Annotated in this window: 20 protein-coding genes; 9 read left to right on the top strand and 11 right to left on the bottom strand. The window is 70.9% G+C overall.

Annotated elements, in window-relative coordinates; all coding sequences use genetic code 11:
* Positions 1-27: 27 nt before the first annotated feature.
* On the bottom strand, positions 28-1,794 hold the full coding sequence (locus ADL01_RS11355; protein WP_053741814.1) for a TIGR03767 family metallophosphoesterase: 1,767 nt from the start codon (positions 1,792-1,794) through the stop codon (positions 28-30).
* 288 nt (positions 1,795-2,082) lie between these two features.
* On the bottom strand, positions 2,083-2,550 hold the full coding sequence (locus ADL01_RS11350) for an NUDIX hydrolase (RefSeq protein ID WP_199834801.1): 468 nt from the start codon (positions 2,548-2,550) through the stop codon (positions 2,083-2,085).
* Positions 2,551-2,887: 337 nt separating this feature from the next.
* On the opposite strand from ADL01_RS11350, the gene ADL01_RS11345 reads away from it, so the two are divergent.
* Positions 2,888-6,208, top strand: a complete 3,321-nt coding sequence (locus ADL01_RS11345; protein ID WP_053741812.1) for a S8 family serine peptidase — start codon at positions 2,888-2,890, stop codon at positions 6,206-6,208.
* An 82-nt stretch (positions 6,209-6,290) separates the two neighbouring features.
* Here the strand turns inward: ADL01_RS11345 and ADL01_RS11340 are convergent, their stop codons facing one another.
* Together ADL01_RS11340 and ADL01_RS11335 are read right to left on the bottom strand one after the other, a co-directional pair.
* Positions 6,291-7,100 (bottom strand): hypothetical protein, encoded by an 810-nt coding sequence (locus ADL01_RS11340; RefSeq protein WP_053741811.1) that lies wholly within the window; start codon positions 7,098-7,100, stop codon positions 6,291-6,293.
* A gap of 1 nt (position 7,101) precedes the next feature.
* Positions 7,102-7,641, bottom strand: coding sequence for a sigma-70 family RNA polymerase sigma factor (locus ADL01_RS11335; protein WP_199834800.1), 540 nt, complete (start codon positions 7,639-7,641; stop codon positions 7,102-7,104).
* A gap of 353 nt (positions 7,642-7,994) precedes the next feature.
* Here ADL01_RS11335 and ADL01_RS11330 point away from each other — a divergent pair, with 353 nt between their 5' ends.
* Positions 7,995-9,014, top strand: a complete 1,020-nt coding sequence (locus ADL01_RS11330) for an aspartate-semialdehyde dehydrogenase (RefSeq protein ID WP_053741809.1) — start codon at positions 7,995-7,997, stop codon at positions 9,012-9,014.
* Positions 9,015-9,107: 93 nt separating this feature from the next.
* On the opposite strand, the gene ADL01_RS11325 is transcribed toward ADL01_RS11330, so the two are convergent.
* Positions 9,108-9,455, bottom strand: coding sequence for a type II toxin-antitoxin system PemK/MazF family toxin (locus ADL01_RS11325; RefSeq protein WP_053741808.1), 348 nt, complete (start codon positions 9,453-9,455; stop codon positions 9,108-9,110).
* Positions 9,442-9,672 carry a ribbon-helix-helix domain-containing protein gene (locus ADL01_RS11320; protein ID WP_053741841.1) on the bottom strand — a complete coding sequence of 77 codons (231 nt, stop codon included), beginning with the start codon at positions 9,670-9,672 and terminating at the stop codon, positions 9,442-9,444. The genes ADL01_RS11325 and ADL01_RS11320 overlap by 14 nt, the downstream gene beginning before the upstream one ends.
* Positions 9,673-9,902: 230 nt before the next feature.
* Between ADL01_RS11320 and pepN the strand changes: the two genes are divergently transcribed.
* On the top strand, positions 9,903-12,485 hold the full coding sequence (gene pepN, locus ADL01_RS11315; protein WP_053741807.1) for an aminopeptidase N: 2,583 nt from the start codon (positions 9,903-9,905) through the stop codon (positions 12,483-12,485).
* 102 nt (positions 12,486-12,587) lie between these two features.
* Here the strand turns inward: pepN and ADL01_RS11310 are convergent, their stop codons facing one another.
* On the bottom strand, positions 12,588-13,544 hold the full coding sequence (locus tag ADL01_RS11310; protein WP_053741806.1) for an EamA family transporter: 957 nt from the start codon (positions 13,542-13,544) through the stop codon (positions 12,588-12,590).
* A 163-nt stretch (positions 13,545-13,707) separates the two neighbouring features.
* Here ADL01_RS11310 and ADL01_RS11305 point away from each other — a divergent pair, with 163 nt between their 5' ends.
* Positions 13,708-14,217 (top strand): MarR family winged helix-turn-helix transcriptional regulator, encoded by a 510-nt coding sequence (locus ADL01_RS11305; protein WP_053741805.1) that lies wholly within the window; start codon positions 13,708-13,710, stop codon positions 14,215-14,217.
* Between the two features lie 109 nt (positions 14,218-14,326).
* Here ADL01_RS11305 and ADL01_RS11300 read toward each other — a convergent pair whose 3' ends face one another.
* The 3 genes from ADL01_RS11300 to ADL01_RS11290 form a co-directional block, all read right to left on the bottom strand.
* Positions 14,327-14,590 (bottom strand): hypothetical protein, encoded by a 264-nt coding sequence (locus ADL01_RS11300; protein WP_053741804.1) that lies wholly within the window; start codon positions 14,588-14,590, stop codon positions 14,327-14,329.
* 89 nt (positions 14,591-14,679) lie between these two features.
* Entirely contained in the window at positions 14,680-16,788 is a 2,109-nt protein-coding gene (gene malQ / locus ADL01_RS11295) for a 4-alpha-glucanotransferase (RefSeq protein WP_234354588.1), read from the bottom strand.
* Complete coding sequence (locus ADL01_RS11290; RefSeq protein WP_053741803.1) at positions 16,789-17,004, bottom strand: hypothetical protein; 216 nt, start codon at positions 17,002-17,004, stop codon at positions 16,789-16,791.
* A gap of 255 nt (positions 17,005-17,259) precedes the next feature.
* Here ADL01_RS11290 and ADL01_RS11285 point away from each other — a divergent pair, with 255 nt between their 5' ends.
* Genes ADL01_RS11285 through ADL01_RS11275 form a run of 3 tightly spaced genes read left to right on the top strand, consistent with a single transcriptional unit; the run spans position 17,260 to position 19,927 of the window.
* The gene (locus ADL01_RS11285; RefSeq protein ID WP_053741802.1) at positions 17,260-17,793 is read left to right on the top strand and encodes a PadR family transcriptional regulator; all 534 of its coding nucleotides are present in this window, start codon (positions 17,260-17,262) and stop codon (positions 17,791-17,793) included.
* Entirely contained in the window at positions 17,790-18,524 is a 735-nt protein-coding gene (locus ADL01_RS11280) for an ABC transporter ATP-binding protein (RefSeq protein WP_053741801.1), read from the top strand. The genes ADL01_RS11285 and ADL01_RS11280 overlap by 4 nt, the downstream gene beginning before the upstream one ends.
* A gap of 11 nt (positions 18,525-18,535) precedes the next feature.
* Entirely contained in the window at positions 18,536-19,927 is a 1,392-nt protein-coding gene (locus ADL01_RS11275) for an FtsX-like permease family protein (protein ID WP_053741839.1), read from the top strand.
* A gap of 127 nt (positions 19,928-20,054) precedes the next feature.
* Here ADL01_RS11275 and ADL01_RS11270 read toward each other — a convergent pair whose 3' ends face one another.
* Positions 20,055-20,591 (bottom strand): HNH endonuclease, encoded by a 537-nt coding sequence (locus ADL01_RS11270; RefSeq protein ID WP_053741800.1) that lies wholly within the window; start codon positions 20,589-20,591, stop codon positions 20,055-20,057.
* Positions 20,592-20,925: 334 nt separating this feature from the next.
* Between ADL01_RS11270 and ADL01_RS11265 the strand changes: the two genes are divergently transcribed.
* Both ADL01_RS11265 and ADL01_RS11260 read left to right on the top strand, forming a co-directional pair.
* Positions 20,926-22,020, top strand: coding sequence for a mechanosensitive ion channel family protein (locus ADL01_RS11265; RefSeq protein WP_199834799.1), 1,095 nt, complete (start codon positions 20,926-20,928; stop codon positions 22,018-22,020).
* A 228-nt stretch (positions 22,021-22,248) separates the two neighbouring features.
* Positions 22,249-23,460, top strand: coding sequence for an ROK family transcriptional regulator (locus ADL01_RS11260; protein ID WP_053741838.1), 1,212 nt, complete (start codon positions 22,249-22,251; stop codon positions 23,458-23,460).
* Positions 23,461-23,547: the final 87 nt, after the last annotated feature.

The raw sequence follows: 23,547 nt of genomic DNA, 5'->3' as shown, positions 1-23,547 counted from the left end.
TTCGCGCCGTGCCGAACTCCCGGGCCGTCAGCCCTTCTTCAGGACCAGCTCCACGTTCCGGTCCCCCGCACTCCCCGACAGATCCCTCCCCGACCCCGGCGCGTTGAACGACAACTCCCTGTACAGGGCCGCCAGTCCCGTCTGTGACAGGTCCGAGTAGTCCGTGCGGTGCGGGGCCGCCGACTCCACCAGCGTCGTGAACAGCGAGAGCGTGCCGTCGTTGTTGTCCACCAGCTCGATGATGCCGGCCAGTTGGGGGAAGTCGATGTGTGACGCGGTCGAGATCTCCCAGAACGAGCGGTTGTCCGGAGCCGAGTGCGCGGTGATGACGTTGCGGTGGATGTGGCCGTTCACCCAGGCGAGGACGTTGCGGTGGCTGGCGAGGAGGGACACGAGAGCCCCGCCGTCGTAGCGCCGCTCGGTCGGGTGGGCCGGGTCGAGGTGGGTGTTCGTCATCGACTCGCTGGTGTGGTGGCTGAACACGATGGCGTACGAGCCGGCCTTCTCTTGTTCCTTCAACGTCCTTTCCAGCCAGCGCACTTGGGCCGCGCCGATCGAGCCCTGGTAGTGGCCGCCCGGGTCGGTGGTGTCGATGCTGATGCCGATGACGTCGTCCGAGATCCGGAAGGTGTAGTACTGGGTGCCGGCGTCGAGGTTGTCCTTCGAGTAGCCGTGGCCGACCGGGCCCACGCCCGCGTACGCCGGGTCCAGGTGCGCCTTCAGATAGTCCGCCCGGGTGAACGGGGCCCTCTTCTCGTCCGGGGTGACCGAGCGCAGGTCCCGGGTGTGGGCCTGGATCAGCTCGCGGAACGCGATGCCCCTCGGGTCCTGGGAGCTCCTGATCTGGTCCTGGAGCGCCTTGCTGCGCGCCGCCGGCAGATCCATCAGCTTCTTGCCGCCCACCGCGAAGTCGGTGAGGAAGGGGTCGCTGTGGGAGGCGTAGCAGCCGAGGGGCAGGGAGTCGTGGTTGCCGACCGTCGAGTACCAGGGCATGTTCAGGCCCGGGCTGCGGACTTCTCGTATCGCCGCCGCGAGGAAGCCCTCGATGTGCGGGAAGCCGTGCCGCTTGTCGAAGTCGCGGGTGACGGAGTCCGGCTGCCAGTAGAGCGGGAGGCCGCTGTTCTGGACGCCCTCGTAGTGGCGCGGGTCACCGGTGTTCGGCGTCATACGGCCGCCGCTCATCACCTTCATGAACCACTCCAGCTCGGAGTGCGCGTTGTTGTCCGTGTTGTCGCCGGTGGTCATCACGAAGTGGAGCGGGGAGCCGGTGACGGGCGCTCCGCGCAACGCGTTGATCCGCTCGACCAGCGAGGTCGCCCCCTGCACGGTCAGCGCCTCCTGCGGGCGCCAGGCGTCCTGGTCGGCCGAACGCATGTACTCCAGGCGCAGCGGGTGCTGTACGTCGGTCAGGTGAAGGTCCGTGAACTGGACGAAGGCCGCCATCGTGGTCCGGCGGGCGGCACGGCCGGAGCGGGGCTCGGCCAGTTCCGACCGTACGACCCGCTGCCAGGCCGGGCCCTCGCCGAGGCGCCGGTAGCCGCCCGCGCCGAGGGGCGCGGAGACGTTGTTGAGCGTGGTGCCCCGGGTGAACGGGCCGAGCCCGGCCGGCACCGCCTGCCGGGGCACGGTCACCGGACCCTCGGCGGCGGCTTCGGCCACCGTGGCGGCCTGGCTGTCACTGGGCCGCAGCGCGTAGCCGACGCCCGCCGAGACGGACACCGCCCCGGCCGCGGCGAGTACCGTACGTCGGTTGGGTCCCAGCGTGGAGCCGGCGACAGAGCGTGTGCGCGACATGGCGCGGTCTCCCCGAGTGCGAACGCGTCGGAAGTGGTCACGGGTGATCGCAGTCGCGAACGTCCCGCTCTCCTTGGATGCTTGGCAACAGGGATGACCTGTGCGTGAACGAGGCAGCAACGCGCGACACCGATCTCCGTACGTGGATCTTGGGCCACCTCGCCCGTTCACGACCGCACGGCAGACGGCCCGAAGCCGGTCACTCCGCGTTCATCTGCCGGGGTACTGAACCCCTCCCGGGGACCGCTCGGTCCGCTCGGACCGCTCGGGCTGGTTGGACCGCTCGGGCTACTCGGGCTGCTCCCCGGCCTTCGCGGCCCTCCCCGTGACCGGCCGCTCCCGCCACAGCTCCAGCCCGACGTCGACCATCCGCACCGTCCGCAGTCCCGCCACCGCGTCCAGGTCGTGCCAGGCGGCCAGGTCCGTGGAACCGTTCACCTCCGGGCGGAGTTCGCCGCCGGTGATCAGGCCCTCGTACACCAGCCGTACGCCGTGGTGGTCCCTCGGACGCCGCCAGCGGTGCGTGAACGTGTGGCGGACGGAGTCGATGCCCAGCAGGCCCGTCACATCGATGCGGTAGCCCGTCTCCTCCATGAGCTCGCGGCGGACGGTGTGGTAGGGATCCTCGCCGTGTTCCATGCCGCCGCCCGGCAGGACCCATTCGTGGCCGCCTCCGTCGGCGGGGCTGCGGGCGAGCAGGATCTGGCCGTTTCGGACACAGACGGCGTAGGCCGCCACCCTCAAGGTCGTACGCACACAAGGAAGTTAACCCGCCCGGCGGGAACCGGCTGGGGAATTGTCCGACCAGGGCCCCTTTCGGGCCTCGGGGCGGCGGACCGGTCTGCACCGCACCCGATCCTGTCCCCCCCAACCGGGTTACACAAAGGTGTGAAAGCTCATGTTTCTGGCCATATCTCCTCAAGGCAGATCGCGGGTTTTCCCCATCCATCCATCTCGTTTCGGTCAACCTTCCCCAAACATCTGTCCCTTGAGTAAAGCTGGGCGATCATCCGGGGTCGCAGCCGGATGATCGCGGCCGGGGTCGATCGACCTGGCCGCTCGACGCACGTTCCTTTACCTACAAGGGATGCCGATGACCTTCACGCCCGAGCGCGAACAGATAACGAGCGCGAGACGACTGGCGCGCATAGCCGTGGCCGCCGGACTGGTGGCCGCGCTCTCCGGGGCAGGGCCGATACCGATGGCCTTCTCCGCGGACACGGCGACGGGGGCGGCCCCCGCCGACGGCGCCGTCAAGTCGGCGCACGACAAGCTCGGCTCCGACGACGCCGCGCTCCTCTCCGAGGCCAAGGCCGACGGCGACAAGACCGTCACGATGATGATCGCCACCGCTCCGGGCCAGACCGAGCAGGTGGCCGCGCAGCTGGACGCGGTCCAGGGCGGCCTCGTGGGCCGGACCTTCGACAAGGTCGGCTACGTCCGGGCCACCGTCCCGACCGCGAAGGCCGACGCGGCCATCAAGGCCGCCGCCAAGCTCTCCTCCGTGCACGGGATCGACCTGCGCCAGGACATCCCGCTGGACGACCCGACGCCGAGTGCCGACACCGCCTCCGCCCCCCAGGCGAGTGCGGGCACCAAGACCTACGCGGCGCCGGACAAGAAGACTCCCGCCAAGAACCCGTACAACCCGTCGTTCGAGACGGGCGCCGTCGACTTCGTGAAGAAGAACCCGAAGGCGGACGGCCGCGGTATCACCATCGGCATCCTCGACTCCGGTGTGGACCTGGCGCACCCCGCGCTCCAGAAGACCACCACCGGCGAGCGCAAGATCGTCGACTGGGTGACGTCCACCGACCCGGTCAACGACGGCGACGGCAGCTGGCTGCGGATGACGAAGGCGGTCTCCGGTCCGGCCTTCGCCATCACCACGCCCACCCAGGGCACCGAGAACTTCACGGCGCCGGTCGGCGACTACAAGTTCAGCTACTTCGCCGAGTCCGTCACCGCCGACGGCGACGAAAAGGGTGACGTCAACCGCGACGGCGACACGACCGACGTCTGGGGCGTGCTGTACAACGCCGCCGCCGGCACGGTCACCGTCGACGTGAACGACAACCACGACTTCACCGACGACAAGCCGATGAAGGCGTACAAGGACGGCTACCAGATCGGCTACTTCGGGACGGACAACCCGGCGACCGATGTCGCCGAGCGCATCCCGTTCGTCGTCGAGGTCCGCAAGGACGTCGTCTACAACGCGGCCGGCGCCAAGGCCGACTACGCGAACATCGGCATCATCTCGTCCGAGCACGGCACCCACGTCGCCGGTATCACCGCGGCGAACAGCCTGTTCGACGGCAAGATGAACGGTGCCGCGCCCGGCGCGAAGATCGTCTCGTCGCGTGCCTGCGTCTTCGGCCCCGGCTGCACCAACGTCGCGCTCGCCGAGGGCATGATCGATCTCGTCGTCAACCGTGGCGTCGACATCGTCAACATGTCGATCGGCGGCCTCCCGGCGCTGAACGACGGCAACAACGCGCGGGCCGAGCTGTACACGCGTCTCATCGACACTTACGGCGTCCAGCTCGTGATCTCGGCCGGCAACTCCGGCCCCGGTGCCAACACGATCGGTGACCCCGGTCTGGCCGACAAGGTCATCTCGGTCGGCGCGTCCATCTCCAAGGAGACCTGGGCGTCCAACTACAACTCCATCGTGTCGAAGAAGTACGCGATGATGCCGTTCTCCTCGCGCGGCCCGCGTGAGGACGGCGGCTTCACGCCGACGATCACCGCGCCCGGCGCCGCGATCAACACCACGCAGACCTGGCTGCCCGGCACCCCGGTCGCCCAGGCGGGCTACACCCTCCCGGCCGGCTACTCGATGCTGCAGGGCACCTCGATGGCGTCCCCGCAGGCCGCCGGCGCCTCCGCGCTGCTGCTGTCGGCCGCCAAGGAGAAGGGCATCGCCCTCTCCCCGGCCGCTCTCCGCACGGCCCTGGTCTCGAACGCCGACCACATCAAGGGTGTGCAGGCGTACGAGGAGGGCGCGGGCCTCATCAACATCGTGGACGCGTGGAAGTCCATCAGGTCCGCCAAGTCCGACGCCCCGGCCCACGACTACACGGTCAAGGCCCCGGTCGACACCGCGCTCGACCAGGCGCTGAAGACGCCGGGCTTCGGCACCGGCCTGTACGACCGCGAGGGCGGCCTCAAGGCCGGCCAGAAGAAGACGTACGACATCGTCGTGACGCGTACGTCCGGTCCCGCGAAGGCGATCCGGCACGAGCTGCACTTCGAGAACAACGCCGGTCACACCTTCAAGATCGTCGGCTCCGACGAGGTCGGGCTGGAGCTGAACAAGCCGGTCACCGTCAAGGTCGCCGCGAAGTCGGCCACGGCCGGCATCAAGAGCGCGATCCTCGAGGTCGACGACCCGACGACCGAGGGCATCGACAAGCAGATCATGACCACGGTCGTGGTCTCGACGCCGGTCAACTACACGTTCTCCGCGTCGGGTTCGGTGCAGCGCAACAGCACCCAGTCCTACTTCCTGACCGTGCCCGAGGGCGCCAAGACCCTCGAGGTCGCGATCAGCGGACTGGCCGCCACCAGCCAGACCCGGTTCATCTCGATCCACCCGTACGGTGTCGCCGTCGAGGACACGGGCACGCCGTACTGCTACAGCAACTTCCCGAACACCAACGGCTGCGTGCCGGACGTGCGTTCGTACCCGAACCCGCAGGCAGGTGTCTGGGAGGTCGAGGTCGAGTCGCGTCGTACGTCGCCGCTGCTCGACAACCCGTACAAGCTGGACGCCACCGTCCTGGGCGCGTCCTTCGACCCGGATGTCGTGACCGTTCCCGAGGCCAAGGTCGGCACGCCGATCGCCGCCTCCTGGAAGGTGACGAACAACCTCGCACCGGTCGACGGCAAGCTGGTCGGCGGTCCGCTCGGCTCGTCCCTGACCGCCCGTCCGACCATCGCCACCAACGAGACGCAGCGGACCACGGTCGAGGTGCCCGCGGGCGCCTCCACGCTGAACGTCTCCATCGGCAAGGTCTCCGACGCGGCCGCCGACCTGGACCTGGTCGTGTACAACGCGGCCGGCACCGTGGTCGGCACCTCCGCCGACGGTGACTCGGAGGAGGCGGTCTCCATCGCCTCGCCCGCCGCCGGTACGTACACCGTCGAGGTCATCGGCTACGCGGTCCCGTCCGGCTCGACCGCGTACGACTACCAGGACGTCTTCTACTCGGCCGCCCTGGGCTCCATCCAGGTCGCCGACACCCCGGTGAAGCTCGGCACGGGCGCCTCGGCGACCGTCACCGGCAACATCGTCGCCTCGGCCCCGGCGCCGGCCGGCCGTGAGTTCTTCGGCCAGGTGTCCCTGGTGAACGCGCACGGCACGGCTGCCGGTATCGGCAACGTGAAGATCGAGAAGGTCACGCCGTAGCGGTAGGCACGACCAGTACGACCAGTACGACTATGGGGGGCGGGCGTTCGGTACCTGGTACCGGGCGCCCGCCCCTTTGCGTTCAGTGGCACGGAAGGGTGCGTGATCGCGGCAGTGCGGCCGTGATCAGGGACCGTTCGGCGGCGATCTGTTTCTCGCCGATGGTCCAGGTGGCGGAGGACCCGGCACCCTTCGGGATACCGATCAGTGTGTGGTCGCCCACGGTCACCCAGGGGTCGGTCTCCCGGTCGCTCACGAACGTCACCTCGGCCGGGCCCTTGTCCGGCTTGTAGTAGCGGGTCACGCGCAGGGTGATCCGGTACTGGCCGGCGCCGGGCCCGGGGTCTGCGGCGGTGACCGTGCCCTCGACGACCAGACGGGCGCAGGCGAGGTATCCCGGGTGGCTCAGCGAGTCCGAGCCGCCCCCGTCCTTGGCACCCGTGCCGGCGCCGCTCTGCGGGGCGCGTGAGGCGGACGTCGCGGAGTCGGCCGACGACGCCCCCGAGTCCTCGGCCCCCGCGCCGGCCTGCGAGAGGAGCCACCCCGCCCCCGTGACCAGGGCTCCCGCCGCGGACACCGCGGCGACGCCGAGGGCGAGGGTGCGCAGCGGACGCCAGTACTGCCATTCCCGTACCTGGACGCGGGCCTGAACCCGGACCGGAACCCGGGCCGGCTGTCGCACCGGCACCCGTGTGGGCTCCGTATGTTCCTGGTGTTCCTGTGACGCCAGCGCGTCCCCGATGAGCCCCAACTGTTCGCGCAGCAGCGCCACATCGGCCGCCGCCGACCAGTGCTCAGCCATGAAGTCGGCGTCCGCGAGGGCCTCTTCGGGCAGCGGATCGTCCGTCAGCGCGGCCATCAACGCGTCCACGCCGTCGTATTCGGCGGCCATGTCACACCACCTCGTCCTCGTGCAGGCGGGCACGCAGGGCCCGTACCGCCGTGTGCAGCCTGCTCTTGACGGTGCCCTCCGGGATGCCCAGTTCCTTGGCGATCCCGCGCACCGGCAGGTCGGCGTAGAAGCGCAGGATCAGCACCTGGCGCTGGGGGTCGGGCAGCTCGTCGAGCCCCCGGGTGACGGCCAGGGAGAGCAGGCTCGTCTCCTCGCCGGAGGGGTGGGCCGCCGGCTGGCGCAGGGAGGCCAGCCGCTCCCCCAGGCGCTCCTGGCGGCGCTTGGCCCGGTGCCAGTCCATGGCGAGGTTGGAGGCGACGACCGCCGCCCACGCCGAGACGTCACGCGGCGCCTCGTAGCCGTTCGCGGTGCGTTCCAGCAGCCGCAGGCGGACCTGCTGTACCCCGTCCAGCAGGTCCGCCTGCGGCACGCCGCCGAGCGCGAGCACCGCCCGGACCCTGCGCTCCTGCACCGCGTCCAGCGGGTCGCCGTGTGCGTCGTCCTCCTGGACGCGCCGGACCTTTCTGCGCAGCACAAGCACCCTCCCCCTCGCCGCGTTTCCTCTACGACGCCGAGGGCGCCCAAAACGTTCGGCCGCGGCGGAGACGTACGTCACACCGTTACCGAAGCGAGATTCCCGCCGCGCCCGTCCCTCGACTGCCGGGCCCGCACAGCTTCCGTCCGAGTGTCCCCCTCGGGCGGGTTTCTCCAGCTCAGGAGAGGTGCGGCCGGACGATCGTGACCGGGTGCGGCGCGCGTCCCGTTCCATTCCTCGGGCATGCCGAGCAAAGAATTGGACATGTTGCCCTGGGTCGGACGCATGATGGAAACGCGCCGGTCACGCAATCGGTCGCGGCATACAGCGTTGTACAGCGCCATACAGAAGGAGTCGCCGTGAGGGTCGGAATCGTCGGAGCCACCGGGCAGGTCGGCACGGTCATGCGCAGGATCCTTGTCGAGCGCAAGTTCGTGATCGACGAGCTGCGGCTGTTCGCTTCGGCCCGGTCGGCGGGCTCGGTTCTCGACGGTGTGACGGTGGAGGACGCGGCGACCGCCGACTACTCCGGCCTCGACATCGTGCTGTTCTCGGCGGGCGGCGCGACGTCCAAGGCGCTGGCGGAGAAGGTCGCCGCGCAGGGTGCCGTCGTGATCGACAACTCGTCGGCGTGGCGCCGGGACCCGGACGTACCCCTGGTCGTCTCCGAGGTGAACCCGCACGCGATCGTCGACCGGCCCAAGGGGATCATCGCCAACCCGAACTGCACGACGATGGCCGCGATGCCGGTCCTGCGGCCGCTGCACACGGAGGCGGGCCTCGAGGCGCTGGTCGTCGCGACGTACCAGGCGGTGTCCGGGTCGGGTGTGGCGGGTGTGGCGGAGCTGCACGGGCAGGCGCAGAAGGTGGTCGCCGACGCGGACAAGCTGACGCATGACGGTTCGGCGGTCGACTTCCCCGAGCCGCAGGTCTACAAGCGGCCGATCGCCTTCAATGTGGTGCCGCTGGCGGGCAATGTGGTGGACGATGGTTCGTTCGAGACGGACGAGGAGCAGAAGCTGCGCAACGAGTCCCGCAAGATCCTGGAGATCCCGGGGCTGAAGGTGTCCGGTACGTGTGTGCGCGTTCCGGTGTTCTCGGGGCACTCGTTGCAGGTGAACGCGCGGTTCGCGCGACCGTTGTCGGTGGAGCGGGCGACGGAGCTGTTGGCGGGGGCGCCGGGGGTGGTCCTGTCGGACATCCCGACTCCGCTCGAGGCGGCCGGTCAGGACGCGTCGTTCGTGGGCCGGATCCGGGTGGACGAGACGTCGGAGAACGGGCTGGCGTTCTTCGTCTCCAACGACAATCTGCGCAAGGGGGCCGCGTTGAACGCGGTGCAGATCGCGGAGCTGGTGGCGGTGGAGTTGCGGGGGAAGTAGCCGCCCACTCGGGTAGGAATGGCGACGCTACCGCCAGTGCGACTGATGGGGTGCCCACCGGTGACCGGTGGGCACCCCCTTTCGCGCAGGCACTCAGAGCGCCAGGTGTCGCCGCAACGCCACATCGATCTCGGCCATCCGCTGCCGGGGGACCGAGCCGATCGCTCGCAACAGCCGCTCCGGCGCGAGGGCCCTAATCTGCTCGCACTGGACCTTGGAGTCCTTCGGCAGGCCGCACTCCTCCGCGGGCAGCAGCACCTGGAAGGGGTACACGCGCGACGTGTTCGACGTGAGCGGCACGAGCGTCACCACGCCCAGCCTCGTCCGAGCCACTGCGGCGTTGGCTCCGTCGTTCGAGACGATCACGGCCGGACGCGCCTTGTTGGCCTCACTGCCGCGCGCCGGCTCGTAGTCGACCAGGTAGATGTCACCGCGCTTCATCGGTGAGTCCGTCCGCCGAGAACTGATCCCAGAACGCCGCGTCCTCGCTGCCGTCCCATTCGGCGAAGGCCTCCGCGTACTCCTCCTCCAACCGGGCGGCGCGCAGTAGTTCGATGGCGTCGTGTATCACTGCGGATCGCGACGCCGCCTCTGTTCTCTGCGCGTACTCGTCGACGAAGGAAACGTCCTCCTGAGGCAGACTCACACTGATCTTCATACCCCCATGGTAACTAAGTAAGAAGATGAAGGCTACTTGTAGTATTACCATCCATCCTCCACGTCACCCGGGAACCAACTTCCGTCCCGCATCGTCAGCACAACGCGGCCTCTTGGGGATCACCGGGCCCAGGGGCCGTCCACCCCGCTCAGCGGTGGGTTGTGGACATCGCCTCCGCCGGTGATCCCATGGAAGGATGGCGCAACCCACACATACGAGGAGATGACCGCGTGCCTGGCACAAACCTGACCCGCGAAGAGGCGCAAGCGCGGGCGAAGCTGCTCACCGTTGACTCGTACGAGATCGAGCTCGATCTCTCCGGCGCACAGGAGGGCGGCACCTACAGGTCCGTGACCACGGTGCGCTTCGACTCCGCCGACACCGGCGCGGAGTCCTTCATCGACCTGGTGGCCCCGGCCGTACTCGAGGTCACGCTCAACGGAGACGCTCTCGACCCCGACGAGGTCTTCAAGGACTCCCGGATCGCCCTGCCGGGCCTGCTCGCCGGGCGCAACGTACTGCGGGTCGTCGCCGACTGCGCGTACACCAACACCGGTGAGGGCCTGCACCGCTTCGTCGACCCGGTCGACCAGCAGGCGTACCTCTACACGCAGTTCGAGGTGCCGGACGCCCGCCGCGTGTTCGCGTCGTTCGAGCAGCCGGATCTCAAGGCGACCTTCCAGTTCACGGTGACCGCGCCGTCCGGCTGGACCGTCATCTCCAACTCGCCGACGCCGGAGCCCAAGGACGACGTCTGGCGTTTCGAGCCGACGCCGCGCATCTCCTCGTACATCACCGCGCTCATCGTCGGGCCGTACCACAGCGTCCACAGCGTGTACGAGGCGGACGGGCAGACCGTGCCGCTCGGTATCTACTGCCGGCCCTCGCTCGCCGAGTTCCTCGACTCCGACGCCATCTTCGCGGTGACCCGGCAGGGCTTCGAGTGGTTCCAGGAGAAGTTCGACTACGCGTACCCGTTCAAGAAGTACGACCAGTTGTTCGTGCCCGAGTTCAACGCCGGTGCCATGGAGAACGCGGGCGCTGTCACGATCCGCGACCAGTACGTGTTCCGGTCGAAGGTGACCGACGCCGCGTACGAGACGCGCGCCGAGACGATCCTGCACGAGCTCGCGCACATGTGGTTCGGCGACCTCGTCACCATGGAGTGGTGGAACGACCTGTGGCTGAACGAGTCGTTCGCCACCTACACCTCCATCGCGTGCCAGGCGGACGCCCCCGGCTCGCGCTGGCCGCACAGCTGGACCACCTTCGCCAACTCCATGAAGACGTGGGCGTACCGCCAGGACCAGCTGCCGTCCACGCACCCGATCATGGCCGAGATCCGCGACCTCGACGACGTCCTCGTCAACTTCGACGGCATCACGTACGCCAAGGGCGCCTCCGTACTGAAGCAGCTCGTCGCCTACGTCGGCATGGACGCGTTCTTCGCGGGCGTGCAGGCGTACTTCAAGCAGCACGCGTACGGCAACACGCGCCTCAGCGACCTGCTGGGCGCCCTGGAGGAGACCTCCGGGCGTGATCTGAAGGCGTGGTCGAAGTCGTGGCTGGAAACGGCCGGTATCAACATCCTGCGTCCCGTGATCGAGACGGACGCGGACGGTGTCATCACGTCGTTCGCGATCCGTCAGGAGGCCCCGGCCCTGCCCGCCGGCGCGAAGGGTGAGCCGACGCTGCGGCCGCACCGTATCGCCGTCGGCCTGTACGACCTCGACGAGGACAGCGGCAAGCTGCTGCGCGACGAGGAGAACGGGCGTATCGAGCTGGACGTCGACGGCGAGCTGACGGCCGTACCGCAGCTGGTCGGCAGGCGTCGTCCGGCCGTGATCCTGCTCAACGACGACGACCTGTCGTACTCCAAGGTCCGTCTCGACGACGCGTCCCTCGCGTTCGTCACCGAACACCTGGGCGACTTCGACGCGTCGCTCCCGCGCGCGCTGTGCTGGGCCTCCGCCTGGGACATGACCCGCGACGCGGAACTGGCCACCCACGACTACCTCTCCCTCGTCCTGTCGGGCATCGGCAAGGAGTCGGACATCGGCGTCGTGCAGTCGCTCCAGCGGCAGGTGAAGCTGGCGATCGACCTGTACGCCGACCCGGCCGCCCGCGAGGCGCTGCTGACCCGCTGGACGGACGCCACGCTCGCCCACCTCCGGTCCGCCGAGGCGGGTTCCGACCACCAGCTGGCCTGGGCCCGCGCCTTCGCGGCCACGGCCCGTACGCCGGAGCAGTTGGACCTGCTGGACGCCCTGCTCGAGGGCACGCAGACCATCGAGGGACTCGCCGTCGACACCGAGCTGCGCTGGTCGTTCGTCCAGCGACTGGCGGCCGTCGGACGCTTCGACGAGGACGAGATCGCGGGCGAGTACGAGCGGGACAAAACGGCCGCCGGCGAGCGGCACGCCGTCGCCGCCCGGGCCGCGCGTCCGACGCCGGAGGCCAAGGCGGAGGCGTGGGCGTCGGTCATCGAGTCCGACAAGCTGCCGAACGCCCTCCAGGAGGCGGTGATCGGGGGCTTCGTCCAGACCGACCAGCGCGAACTGCTCGAGCCGTACACCGACAAGTACTTCGCGGTGGTCAAGGAGGCCTGGGACTCGCGTTCGCACGAGATCGCCCAGCAGATCGCCATCGGCTTCTACCCGGCCGTCCAGGTGTCCCAGGAGACCCTGGCGAAGACGGACGCCTGGCTGGCCTCCGCCGAGCCGAACGCCGCCCTGAAGAGGCTCGTCTCGGAGTCCCGCTCCGGTGTCGAGCGCGCCCTGAAGGCCCAGGCGGCGGACGCGGCGGCCTCGTAGGTCACCGACCGACCCTCATAGGTCACCGACTCGCACTGAGCGCCTTGTCGAACGGCGCGCCCCGATCTACCGGGGCGCGCCGTTCGGCGTATCGGGGGGCGCTCAGCGACGCGACATCAGGACGGGAAGCCGTCCCTCCCCCGCCCCGGATTCCGAGGCCGCCACCGCCGACGCCCTCACCGGGGCGTCGGTCCGGCGCACCCCTGTCTGCCCCGCCACGGTCGCCCCGAACGCCAGTCCCATTCCCGCCAGTTGGACCGGTGTCAGTGCCTGGCCGAGGGCCGCCCAGCCGACGAACGCGGCGGTCAGCGGGGACAGTGGGCCGAGGAAGGTGACCTGGGTCGCGGTGAGGCGGCCGATGCCACGGAACCAGAGCCAGTACGCCACCGCCGTGTTCGCCAGCGCGAGGTAGAGGTACCCGGCGGCGGCCCGGCCGTCCAGCGCGGGCGGGGCGCCCTCGACGAGCGCGGCGAGGGGCGCGATGAGCAGCCCGCCGGCGGTCAGTTGCCAGCCGGTGAGGGCGAGCGGGCCCACGCCGTCCGGGCGGCCCCAGCGCTTCGTCAGGACGGTGCCCGTCGACATCGACGCGGTGGAGGCGAGGGCGGCCAGTACGCCCACGGCGTCCAGCGCCCCGGCCGCCTTCAGCACGACGAGACTGACGCCGAGCGCCGCCGCGACCCCGGTGAGCAGGGTGCGTACGGACGGACGTTCGCCCAGGAGCAGCGTCGCGAGCCCGGCGACGAAGAGCGGGCCGACCGACCCGACGACCGCCGCCATACCGCCCGGCAGCCGGTACGCGGACAGGAACAGCAGCGGGAAGAAGGCGCCGATGTTGAGCGCGCCCAGGACGGTCGCCTTCCACCACCAGGCGCCGCGCGGCAGTACCCGGGTCAGCGCGAGCAGCACGAGACCGGCGGGCAGGGCGCGCAGCAGGGCGGTGAAGAGGGGGCGGTCGGGCGGGAGGAACTCGGTGGTGACCGCGTAGGTGGTGCCCCAGGAGATGGGTGCCAGGGCGGTGAGGGCTATGACGGGGACGAGGGCGGAGCGGTTCGCGGACATGCGGCGCATCCTTCGAAGCTGCAGAGTAGGTCGGCAGTAAGTAGCTTAGCGCTAAGCTAATTTCCGTCAAGCTACCTGAGAGCTACCTGAGCCACTACTGAGTTACTGCCGAGCTACTTTCTCGCGAGTGACTGTTCGCCCCCTGCTCGGCGATACTCGGCGCATGAGTGCACAGCCGCCGCAGCGCAGGGACTCCGTCGACGCGATCATCGACCAGTGGGCGGTGGTGCGGCCCGATCTCGACACCGCCGCGATGGAGGTGTTCGGCCGTATCTACCGGCTCGCGCGCACCATGGGCGACCGTACGGAGAAGGCGTACGCGCCCTTCGGGATCGCGCGCGGCGAGTTCGACGTGCTCGCGACCCTGCGCCGGGCGGGCGAGCCGTACACGCTCTCGCCGCGTCAGCTGTCGTCGACGCTGATGCTCACCACCGGCGGGATGACGGGCCGTCTCGACAAGCTGGAGCGGGCCGGGCTTGTCCGCCGCTCCCCCGATCCCCATGACCGGCGCGGCCTCCAGGTCACCCTCACGGAGGACGGGCTGAGCCGCGTCGACGAAGCGGTGGGTGCCGGTGTCGCCGCCCAGACCCGGGCCCTGGCCGCCCTCGACGCCGGGAAGGCCGGCCAACTGGCCGACCTGCTGCGGGAGTTGCTGGCGGCGACGGACGGCTGAGAACACGCCGAGGGCGGCGTTGTCACCCCATGACGGACGGGATGAGAACGGCGCCCTCGGTACGAGAGGTCAGACCGTGGCCCGGAAGGTCAGGCCGTAGCCCGGAAGGTCAGGCCTTCGCCTTGGCGGGCTTGGCGACCTTGGGAGCGCGGTCCGAGGACCTGTCCAGGACCATCACCAGACCCGCGATGATCGCGAACAGACCGATCGGGGCGACAACGTAGAGGCCCAGCGTCTCGATGACGCTCAGGCCGGGGCCGGGGTCGTCACCGTCGTCGCGGGCGACCGCGAGCGCGGGAGACGTCATGAGCAGCATCATCAGCGTCGTGCCGGCCACCAGGGCGCCGGCGCGCAGGGCGTTCTTGTTGTCCACGGTGCAAAAGTAGCGAACGCCCGGCGGGGCCGCGCGCCCGGGGTGCCGTATGAGGGGACCGGGCGCCCCACGACGGGCTCCCGGCACGGTCACCCGCCCTCCCGCAGCACCTCCATCAGCGCCCACAGCCGCGACGACCCCGCGAGCTCCTCCAGCGTCATGGGCCGGCCCTCCGCGTCGGCGATGGGCAGCCGCCAGTTCGGGTACTGGTCCCACGTACCCGGCAGGTTCTGCGGGCGGCGGTCGCCGACGCCGTCCGGGAGCCAGACGCCGATCATGCGGGCGGGGGTGCGCAGCAGATAGCGGTGGACGGCCTGGATCTCGGCCTCCTCCGCCGCCCCCTTCAGCAGGTCAAGGCGGGAGAGCAGGGTCAGCCACTCGTTCGTGTCGGCGGCGGCGTCGGCCCGCTCCTCGGCCAGAGGGTTGGTCAACAGGCCCAGCCGGTCGCGCAGTTCGACGTGCTCGCCGGTGAGGCGGGCTGCGGTGGGCGGCAGGTCGTGGGTGGTGACGGTGGCGAGGCAGTCGGCGCGCCAGTGGTCGGGGGGCAGGGGGCGCCCGTCGCCGTCCCAGTCCCGTTCGAACCACAGCACGGACGTGCCGAGCACCCCGCGTTCGTGCAGCGTCTCCCGCACCCCCGGTTCGACGGTTCCCAGGTCCTCGCCGATGACGACCGCCCCGGCCCGCGAGGCCTCCAGCGCGAGGACGGCGAGCATCACCTCGGCGTCGTACCGGACGTACGCCCCCTCCGTCGGCGCCAGGCCCTGGGGCACCCACCAGAGCCGGAACAGGCCCATGACGTGGTCGATGCGCAGGGCGCCCGCGTAGCCGAAGAGGGACCGCAGCAGTTGGCGGTACGGGGCGTAGCCGGACTCGGCCAGGCGGTCCGGCCGCCAGGGTGGCAGGCCCCAGTCCTGGCCGCGCGCGTTGAACGCGTCCGGGGGCGCGCCGACCGACATGCCGGCCGCGAAGTACTCCTGCTGCGCCCAGGCGTCGGCGCCCCCGGGATGCACGCCGACCGCGAGGTCGTGCACGATCCCGACCGGCATGCCCGCGTCGCGTGCCGTGCGCTGGGCGTCGGCGAGTTGGGTGTCGGTGAGCCAGGCGAGGCGGGAGTGGAAGTCGACGCGGTCCATCAACTCGCCCCGTGCGCGGGCGGTTTCGGCCGACCGGGGGTCCTGGAGACCGGCCGGCCAGCGCGACCAGTCCGAGCCGTGCCTCTCGGCCAGCGCGCACCAGGTGGCGTGGTCCTCCAGCGCCTCACCGGCCCGCGCGAGGAAGTCGGCGTACGCGGCCCGCCGTCCGGGCCCGAGCGGTACGGCGCACACCAACTCCAGTGCCTCGCGCTTGAGTTCCCATACGGCGTCCCGGTCGATCAGCGCGCCCTTGTCGAGCACCGACTCCCGCAGCCGCCCGGCCCGCTCCAGCAGCCCGCGCACCCGCTCACGGTCCTCGGGCGCCTGGATGTACGCGAACTCCGGGACGGCCTCGACCCGCAGATGTACGGGATCAGGGAAGCGTCGGGAGGACGGGCGGTAGGGGGACGGGTCGGTCGGCGCCCCGGGAACGGCCGCGTGCAACGGGTTGACCTGCACGAATCCAACGCCGAGTGCCCGCCCGGCCCAGTCACTCAGCTCCCCGAGATCACCCAGGTCGCCCATGCCCCAGGAGCGCCGGGACAGCAGGGAGTAGAGCTGGACGAGGAGGCCGTACGAGCGTCCGGTGGGCGTGGGCAGTCGGGCCGGGGCGACGACGAGGTGGGCGCGGGCGGTGCGGCCGTCGGGTGCGAGGGCGTCCAACTCGTGGATTCCGGGCGGGAGTAGGTCGACGGAGTCGCAGATCTCGCCCTGTTCGGTGCGGATGCGCAGCCGGGTGCCCTCGGGAAGATGTGCCAGCGCGGTCGCCGTACCGTCGGCGCCGCACACGACGGTCGGCGGCAGCAGTCGCGCCGCCAGTTCCCGTTCCCGGGTGGCGAGGGCGGCCCGGACGGCGTCCGGGGTGGTCGCGTCGACGCCGAGCGCGGCCAGCACGGCGACGAGCGCGGAGTCGGAGGCGTCGACCGTACGGTCCGGGGAGGGGTTGAAGGAGGGGGCGACGCCGTGCAGTTCGGCGAGGCGGGCGAGCGCGCGCCGTTCCTCGGACCGGCCCTCCTGGCCGCTCTGGTGACTCCCGGCGGGCTCGGCCGGCGTGTGTACGGACATCTACAGCCCCGCGAGGTCCGACAGCGCCGCGACCGGGCCCTCGTACAGTCCCGTGGGGTCCGCTTCGGCGTCGGCGTGCTCGCTCGTCATCGCCTCCGCGTCGGCGAGCGGGGGCTCACTGGTGAGGGGCTCGGCGGCGGGCAGCGGCGGCTCACTGGTGAGCGGCGCCTCGGCGGACGCGCTCTCGGCGGTGAAGATGTAGGCCGGTACGGCCACGGAGGCCTCCTTGTCGCGTACGACGGCTGACGGCGATTGGCGGGTTTCTTTCGCAGGCCTACCCAGTGGGCGCGGCCGCAGACGTGGATGAACGGACGAACCACGGTACCGCCGGTCACATTCCGCGGTTCTTCCGTCGGCCTGTGGTCGAAGCCCGCCGGATTCCCGCCACGCACGCCCCTCACCCACCATCCGCCCGCCCCCTCTCCCTTCGACTATTCACTCAGTACATGTACTCGATGCATAATGATCCGCATGAGCACCCGTCACATCCTGCTGGGGCTGCTCGCCGGAGGGCCGAGCCATGGCTACGACCTCAAGCGACGGCACGACGAACGCTTCCCGCAGGCCCGCCCGTTGGCCTACGGGCAGGTCTACACGACCTTGCAGCGCCTGGTACGCGACGGGCTCGCGGAGGTCGACGGCACCGACGCGGACGGCGGTCCGGAGCGGACGAAGTACCGGGCGACCGGCGACGGGGAGCGTGAACTCGCCGACTGGGTACGGCAGATCAGCGCACCCGCGCCGCACGTCGTCAACGAGATCTTCGCCAAGGTCGTCGTCTCGATCCTGGCCGACGGGGACCCGGCCGCGTATCTGCTGGACCAGCGGGCCGCGCACATGGCCCGGATGCGGGAGCTTACGGCGGTCAAGACCTCGCCGGCCTCGGATCTGTCGACCGTGCTCTCGGCGGACTACGCCCTCAACCACCTTGACGCCGACCTCCGTTGGATGACCACCACGGCGGCCCGGCTCACCACACTGACCGCGGAGGTAGAAACGGCATGACCATCACAAACGGGGGCCCGTCCGAAAACGCCGCCCCTCCACCACTGCTGGCGGCCCGCCATCTGTCCAAGTCCCACGGCAGGACACACGCCCTGCGCGGCGCCTCGGTCGAGCTGCGGGCCGGCGAGATCCTTGCCGTCACGGGAGCCAGCGGCAGCGGAAAATCGACGCTGCTGCACTGCCTGGCGGGGATCGTCCGGCCGGACGCGGGCACCGTCGAGTACGGCGGGGAGCGGCTCGACACGCTGCCCGAGCGGCGGCTGAGCGAGCTGCGGCGCACGGAGTTCGGGGTCGTCTTCCAGTTCGGGCAGCTGATTCCGGAGCTGACCGTGCTCGACAACGTGGCGTTGCCGCTGCTGCTCGCGGGGACGGCGCGCGCGGCGGCGCACGAGCGGGCGGGCGAGTGGCTGGAGCGGTTCGGGGTGCTCGGGCAACAGGTGCTGCGGCCCGGCGAGCTGAGCGGCGGCCAGGCGCAGCGCGTCTCGCTGGCCCGGGCCCTGGTCACCGGCCCGAAGGTGGTCTTCGCCGACGAGCCGACCGGCGCGCTGGACTCCCTCGCGGGCGAGCAGGTGATGACGGCGCTCACCCACACGGCCCGCGAGTCCGGCGCAGCGGTCCTGCTGATCACGCACGACGCCCAGGTGGCGGCGTACGCGGACCGCGAGCTGAGGCTGAGCGACGGCACGGTGGCGGCCACCGGTGCCGCGACCTCGGCGGAGGTTGCCCAGTGACGTCCACGACGATGATCTCGAGGATCCCGGGAGCGGGTGCCCGCCCGGCCCGTGCGCTCCGGGCCGATCTGCGGCTTGCCTGGCTGCTCACCCGGGGGTCCGACCGGCGGGAGTGGTGGCGGGTCGCGCTCACGGCGGTGGGGGCCGCTCTCGCGACCGGGTTCGCGCTGGCCGCCCTGGCCATCGCCTCGGTACGCGGGTACCGCGACGTGCCCCTCGGCAACGGGCTGCTGGACCAGCCCGGCGAACGCTCCGGCGTGGTCCTCGTCCTCGTACTGCTGCTCGTGCCCGTGCTCGGGTTTCTCGGCCAGTGTGCGCGGGTCGGGGCCGTGCACCGGGACCGGCGGCTGGCCGCGTTGCGGCTGGCGGGGGCCGGCGCGGCGCAGGTGCGGCGGATCGCGGCGCTGGAGACGGGGCTCGCCTGTCTGCTCGGCGCGGCGCTCGCCACCGTATGGTCCGTGCTGTTCCTGCTGCGCGAGTGGCGGCAGCCGCCGGCCCTCCTCTGGCCCGGGTTCGCCCTGGTCGCGGTGGCCGTGCCGGTGGTGGGCGCGCTGGTGAGCGTCACGGCGCTGCGCCGCGTGGTCGCCTCGCCGCTGGGCCGGGTACGGCGGGTGCCTCCGGGCGAGGGGCGTGGTCCGGGGATGCCGGTCCCGATGGCGGCCCTGGGTCTGCTGTTCGTGGGGCTGCTGATGGCGCCGGCCACGTTCGGCGGGTACGAGACCGCGCCGGGGCTGGTGTTCGCCGTGGTGATCGGCACCGGGGTGGGCGCCCTGTGGCTGACCGGCGCCACCGCCCGGTTCACGGGGCGGATCCTCGCGGCGCGTACCGCCGATCCGGCGACGCTGATCGCGGCGGAGCGGCTGCGCGACGACCCGTGGGCCGCCGCGCGCACCCATGCGGCGGTGCTGCTGGTGACCACCGTGGGCACGGGGTTCGTCGGTGTCCGTGAGGTGCTGCTGACCTCGCTCCGTGCGCGCGGCGACGACATGCTGGCCTCGCCCATGTCGTTCTACACGACCGGCGTCGACCTGACCGGGGCCGCCGTCCTGGTCGCACTGCTGATCACGCTGTGCGGGCTCGGCGTCGGCACCGCCGAGTCGGTGGCGACCCGCCGCCGGGGCCTGGCGGCGCAGGTCGCCGCCGGAGTGCCGCGTGCGGTGCTCGGCCGGGCGCTGCTCCTGGAGACGGCCCTGCCGCTGGCGCCGGCGCTGCTGCTGGCGGGCGGCGGGGGCCTGCTGATCGGCGGCTGGTTCGCGTTGATCGCCCACGACGGCAGCCGCTCGGTCCCGTTCACGGCGTTGCTGGTCCCACCGGCGGTGTACCTGTTCTGTCTGCTCGCCGCGGCGACCTCGCTGCCGTTGCTGCGCAGGTCGCTGCGTCCGGCGGAGCTGCGGTACGTGTGAGCGGGCGGGCATGACTGATCCGGCCCTGGGGAACGGGGGTTCCCGGGGCCGGATCGCATCCGTGCCGTACGAACAACTCGCACAACTGTGCTGGCACTCCGTATTCAGATATGGGAAAGCCCGAACGTCAGGCTGAGATGCCGTCGATCCGGGCCATCGCGTCGTCCGCGCCGTACGGCTGCAGGTAGGGCAGCCAGCGCGGGTCCCTGTGCCCGGTGCCGATGATGCGCCAGGCGAGACCGGTGGGCGGGGCGGGTTTGTGGCGCAGCCGCCAGCCGATCTCGAAGAGATGGCGGTCCGCCTTGGTGTGGTTGCAGCGGCGGCACGACGCCACCACGTTGTCCCAGCGGTGCTGACCGCCGCGGGAACGCGGGATGACGTGGTCGACACTGGTCGCGGCGGCGCCGCAGTACATGCACCGGCCACCGTCGCGGGCGAACAGAGCCCTACGGGTCAGTGGAACGGGCCCCCGGTAGGGAACCCGGACGAACCTCTTCAGCCGGACCACGCTGGGTGCGGGGACAGTAACAGTCGCGCTGTGCATGAAGGCGCCTGATTCCTCGAGGGAGACTGCCTTGTTCTCCAGGACGAGGACGAGCGCGCGGTGGAGCGGTACGACGCCGAGTGGCTCGTACGACGCGTTGAGTACCAGGACATGCGGCACGGATGCCTCCTTGGGCGTCGGCGGCGCGTGGCTCGCGCCGGGACGATCTGTAGTCAGTCTCCCCTCTCGCCCGGCGGCAGCGCCACCACGTCCCGGTAACGGGCTGGGAGTGTTTTCGACCACACCTTGTGTTCATGCCCCGGGACCACACCCTCTTCATCCCCAGGTGGGCACGTTCTCTCCCTCGAACATGGCGCGGATCCACACACGCTCCCCCGTTAGTGTGGTGGGTCTGCCCTTCCGGTGACCTTTCCGTGACCTGAACGACGCGCTCACCGTCGAGCCGCCCGCCGTAACCATCCGTACCGGAGGCAGACAGCTTTGGAGGTCCCCCGTGTCCCTGCTCGCCGCCGGTCCGCCGCCGTCACCGATTCCCTCGGAGTCACCGGCCGTGGTGGTCCCGTCGTTCCAGGACGCTCAGGAGAGCGCGACGAACGCCGCCAGCTGGGTCCAGCAGAACTGGTCCACCTGGCTGGCCATCGGACTCAAGGTCCTGCTGATCCTGGTGATCTCGGTCGTGCTGAGAGCGGTGGTACGGCGGGCCATCACCAAGCTGATCGACCGCATGAACCGCACGGTCCAGCCGGCCGACGGCCCGGCCGGCGGCATGGCCCTCGGCAGCCTGCTGGTCAATGTCGAACGCCGTCGCCAGCGCTCCCAGGCGATCGGGTCCGTGCTGCGCTCGGTGGCGAGCTTCATCATCCTGGGCACCGCGGCCCTGATGGTCCTCGCCGCGTTCCAGATCAACCTGGCCCCGCTGCTCGCCTCCGCCGGTGTCGCGGGCGTGGCGATCGGTTTCGGCGCCCGCAACTTGGTGACGGACTTCCTCTCGGGCGTGTTCATGATCCTGGAGGACCAGTACGGCGTCGGGGACACGATCGACGCGGGGGTGGCGTCAGGCGAGGTGATCGAGGTGGGCCTGCGGGTGACGAAGCTGCGCGGCGACCAGGGCGAGATCTGGTACGTGCGAAACGGCGAGGTCAAGCGCATCGGCAACCTCTCCCAGGGCTGGGCGACAGCCGGCGTCGACGTGACCGTGAGCGCGCATGTGGACCTGGACCGAATGAAGGCGACGCTCGACGAGGTCAGCGAGAAGATGAGCCGCGAGGAGCCCTGGAACGAGCTGCTGTGGGGCCCGATCGAGAGCCTGGGCCTGGACAGCGTGCTCCTGGACTCGATGGTCGTCCGGCTCACGGCGAAGACGATGCCGGGCAAGTCCCTGACGGTGGAGCGCGAACTGCGCTGGCGCGTCAAGCGGGCCCTGGACGCGGCGGGCATCCGCATCGTGGGCGGCACCACGGTCATCCCGGAGGAGGACCCCGACGCGGACCCGACGGCAGCGGTCGCACCCCCCTCGGTGTACTCGAACAGCGGCTCCCCCCAGGTGGAGGCGGCGTCCCCGATCGCACCGGCGCGGCCCGGCAGGTAGCCGGTACCCGACAGTCAGCAGCCTGCACGAAAGCCTGTACGACAGAGGCGGCGTCCCCGATCCGGGGGCGCCGCCTCTCTCATTCCTCGCTCATTGCCCCTTGACGTCCCCCTTGGTCCGGTCCTATCTTCACGCCATCCAATAGGAAACTTTCCTAACAGTCATTGGGAACAACCACTCCCGATGACCGTGAAAAACTGGGCCACGGAAAGGCAGGTGCAGACGCCCATGGCAGGAACCGCAGGCACGCCAGGCACCCCCCGCGTCCTGCGCGCCATGAACGACCGGGCCGCCCTGGACCTCCTCCTGGAGCACGGCCCCCTGTCCCGCACCCGGATCGGGAAGCTCACCGGCCTCTCCAAGCCGACCGCCTCACAGCTCCTCGCCCGCCTGGAAGCGGCCGGACTCGTCCTGGCGACCGGCACCAGCGAGGGCCGCCCCGGCCCCAACGCCCAGCTGTACGAGGTCAACCCGACCGCCGCGTACGCCGCCGGGCTCGACGTCACCCCCGAGCGCGTCCTCGCCGCCGTCGCCGACATCACCGGCAAGACGGTAGGCGAGTACGAACTGCCCACCCCCGGCAAACGCCCCGCCCGGCCCGTCGTCCAGCAGGTCACCGAGGCCCTGGACGGTGCCGTGAAGGCGGCGGGGCTGGCCCGCGGCGATCTGCGGCGGCTCGTCATCGGGACGCCGGGCGCCTTCGACCCGGGCACCGGCCGGCTGCGCTACGCCTCCCACCTCCCGGGCTGGCACTCCCCAGCCCTCCTCGACGAACTCGCCGCCGCGCTGCCGATGCCGGTGGAGTACGAGAACGACGTGAACCTCGTCGCCATCGCCGAACAACGGCTCGGCGCGGCCAGAGGGCACGACGACTTCGTGCTCCTGTGGAACGAGGGCGGACTCGGCGCCGCGCTCGTCCTCGGCGGCCGGCTGCACCGCGGCTGGACCGGCGGCGCCGGCGAGGTCGGTTTCCTGCCCGTGCCGGGCACACCCCTCGTCCGGCAGGTCAGCAGGGCCGGCAGCGGCGGCTACCAGGAACTCGCCGGTTCGCAGGTCATCCCCCGGCTCGCCCGCGAACTGGGCATCAGCCCCGTCCCCGAGGGCCCGTACGCCGAGGTCGCCGCCGCCCTCGTCGCCCAGGCCGCCGACATCGACGCGGGCCCCCACCGGCGGCTCCTCGAAACGTACGCGACGGGCCTGGCCACCGGTCTGGCCTCGCTCGTCTCCGTCCTCGACCCCGAACTCGTCGTCCTCAGCGGCGCCTCCCTCACCGCGGGCGGCGAACCCCTGCGCGGTCTGGTCCAGGCCGAGCTGGAGGAACTGGCCGCGGCCCGCCCCCGGCTGGTCGTGGGCGACGTACGCGAACATCCCGTGCTGCGGGGCGCGCTGGAGAGCGCCCTCGCGACCACCCGCGACGAGGTCTTCGACACCTCCCGCTGAGCCGCCCCGCACCCCACTTCCTCACCGCCCCCGCACCCCCTTCCTCACCCCTCACCAGTCCTGCCCTGCCACGCCCTTCCCTGGGAG

Origin of the sequence: Streptomyces sp. NRRL WC-3618, from assembly GCF_001280005.1 — a bacterium.
In the GTDB taxonomy this organism is placed as follows: Bacteria; Actinomycetota; Actinomycetes; order Streptomycetales; family Streptomycetaceae; genus Streptomyces.
This window is presented reverse-complemented; position numbering and strand designations above follow the sequence as displayed.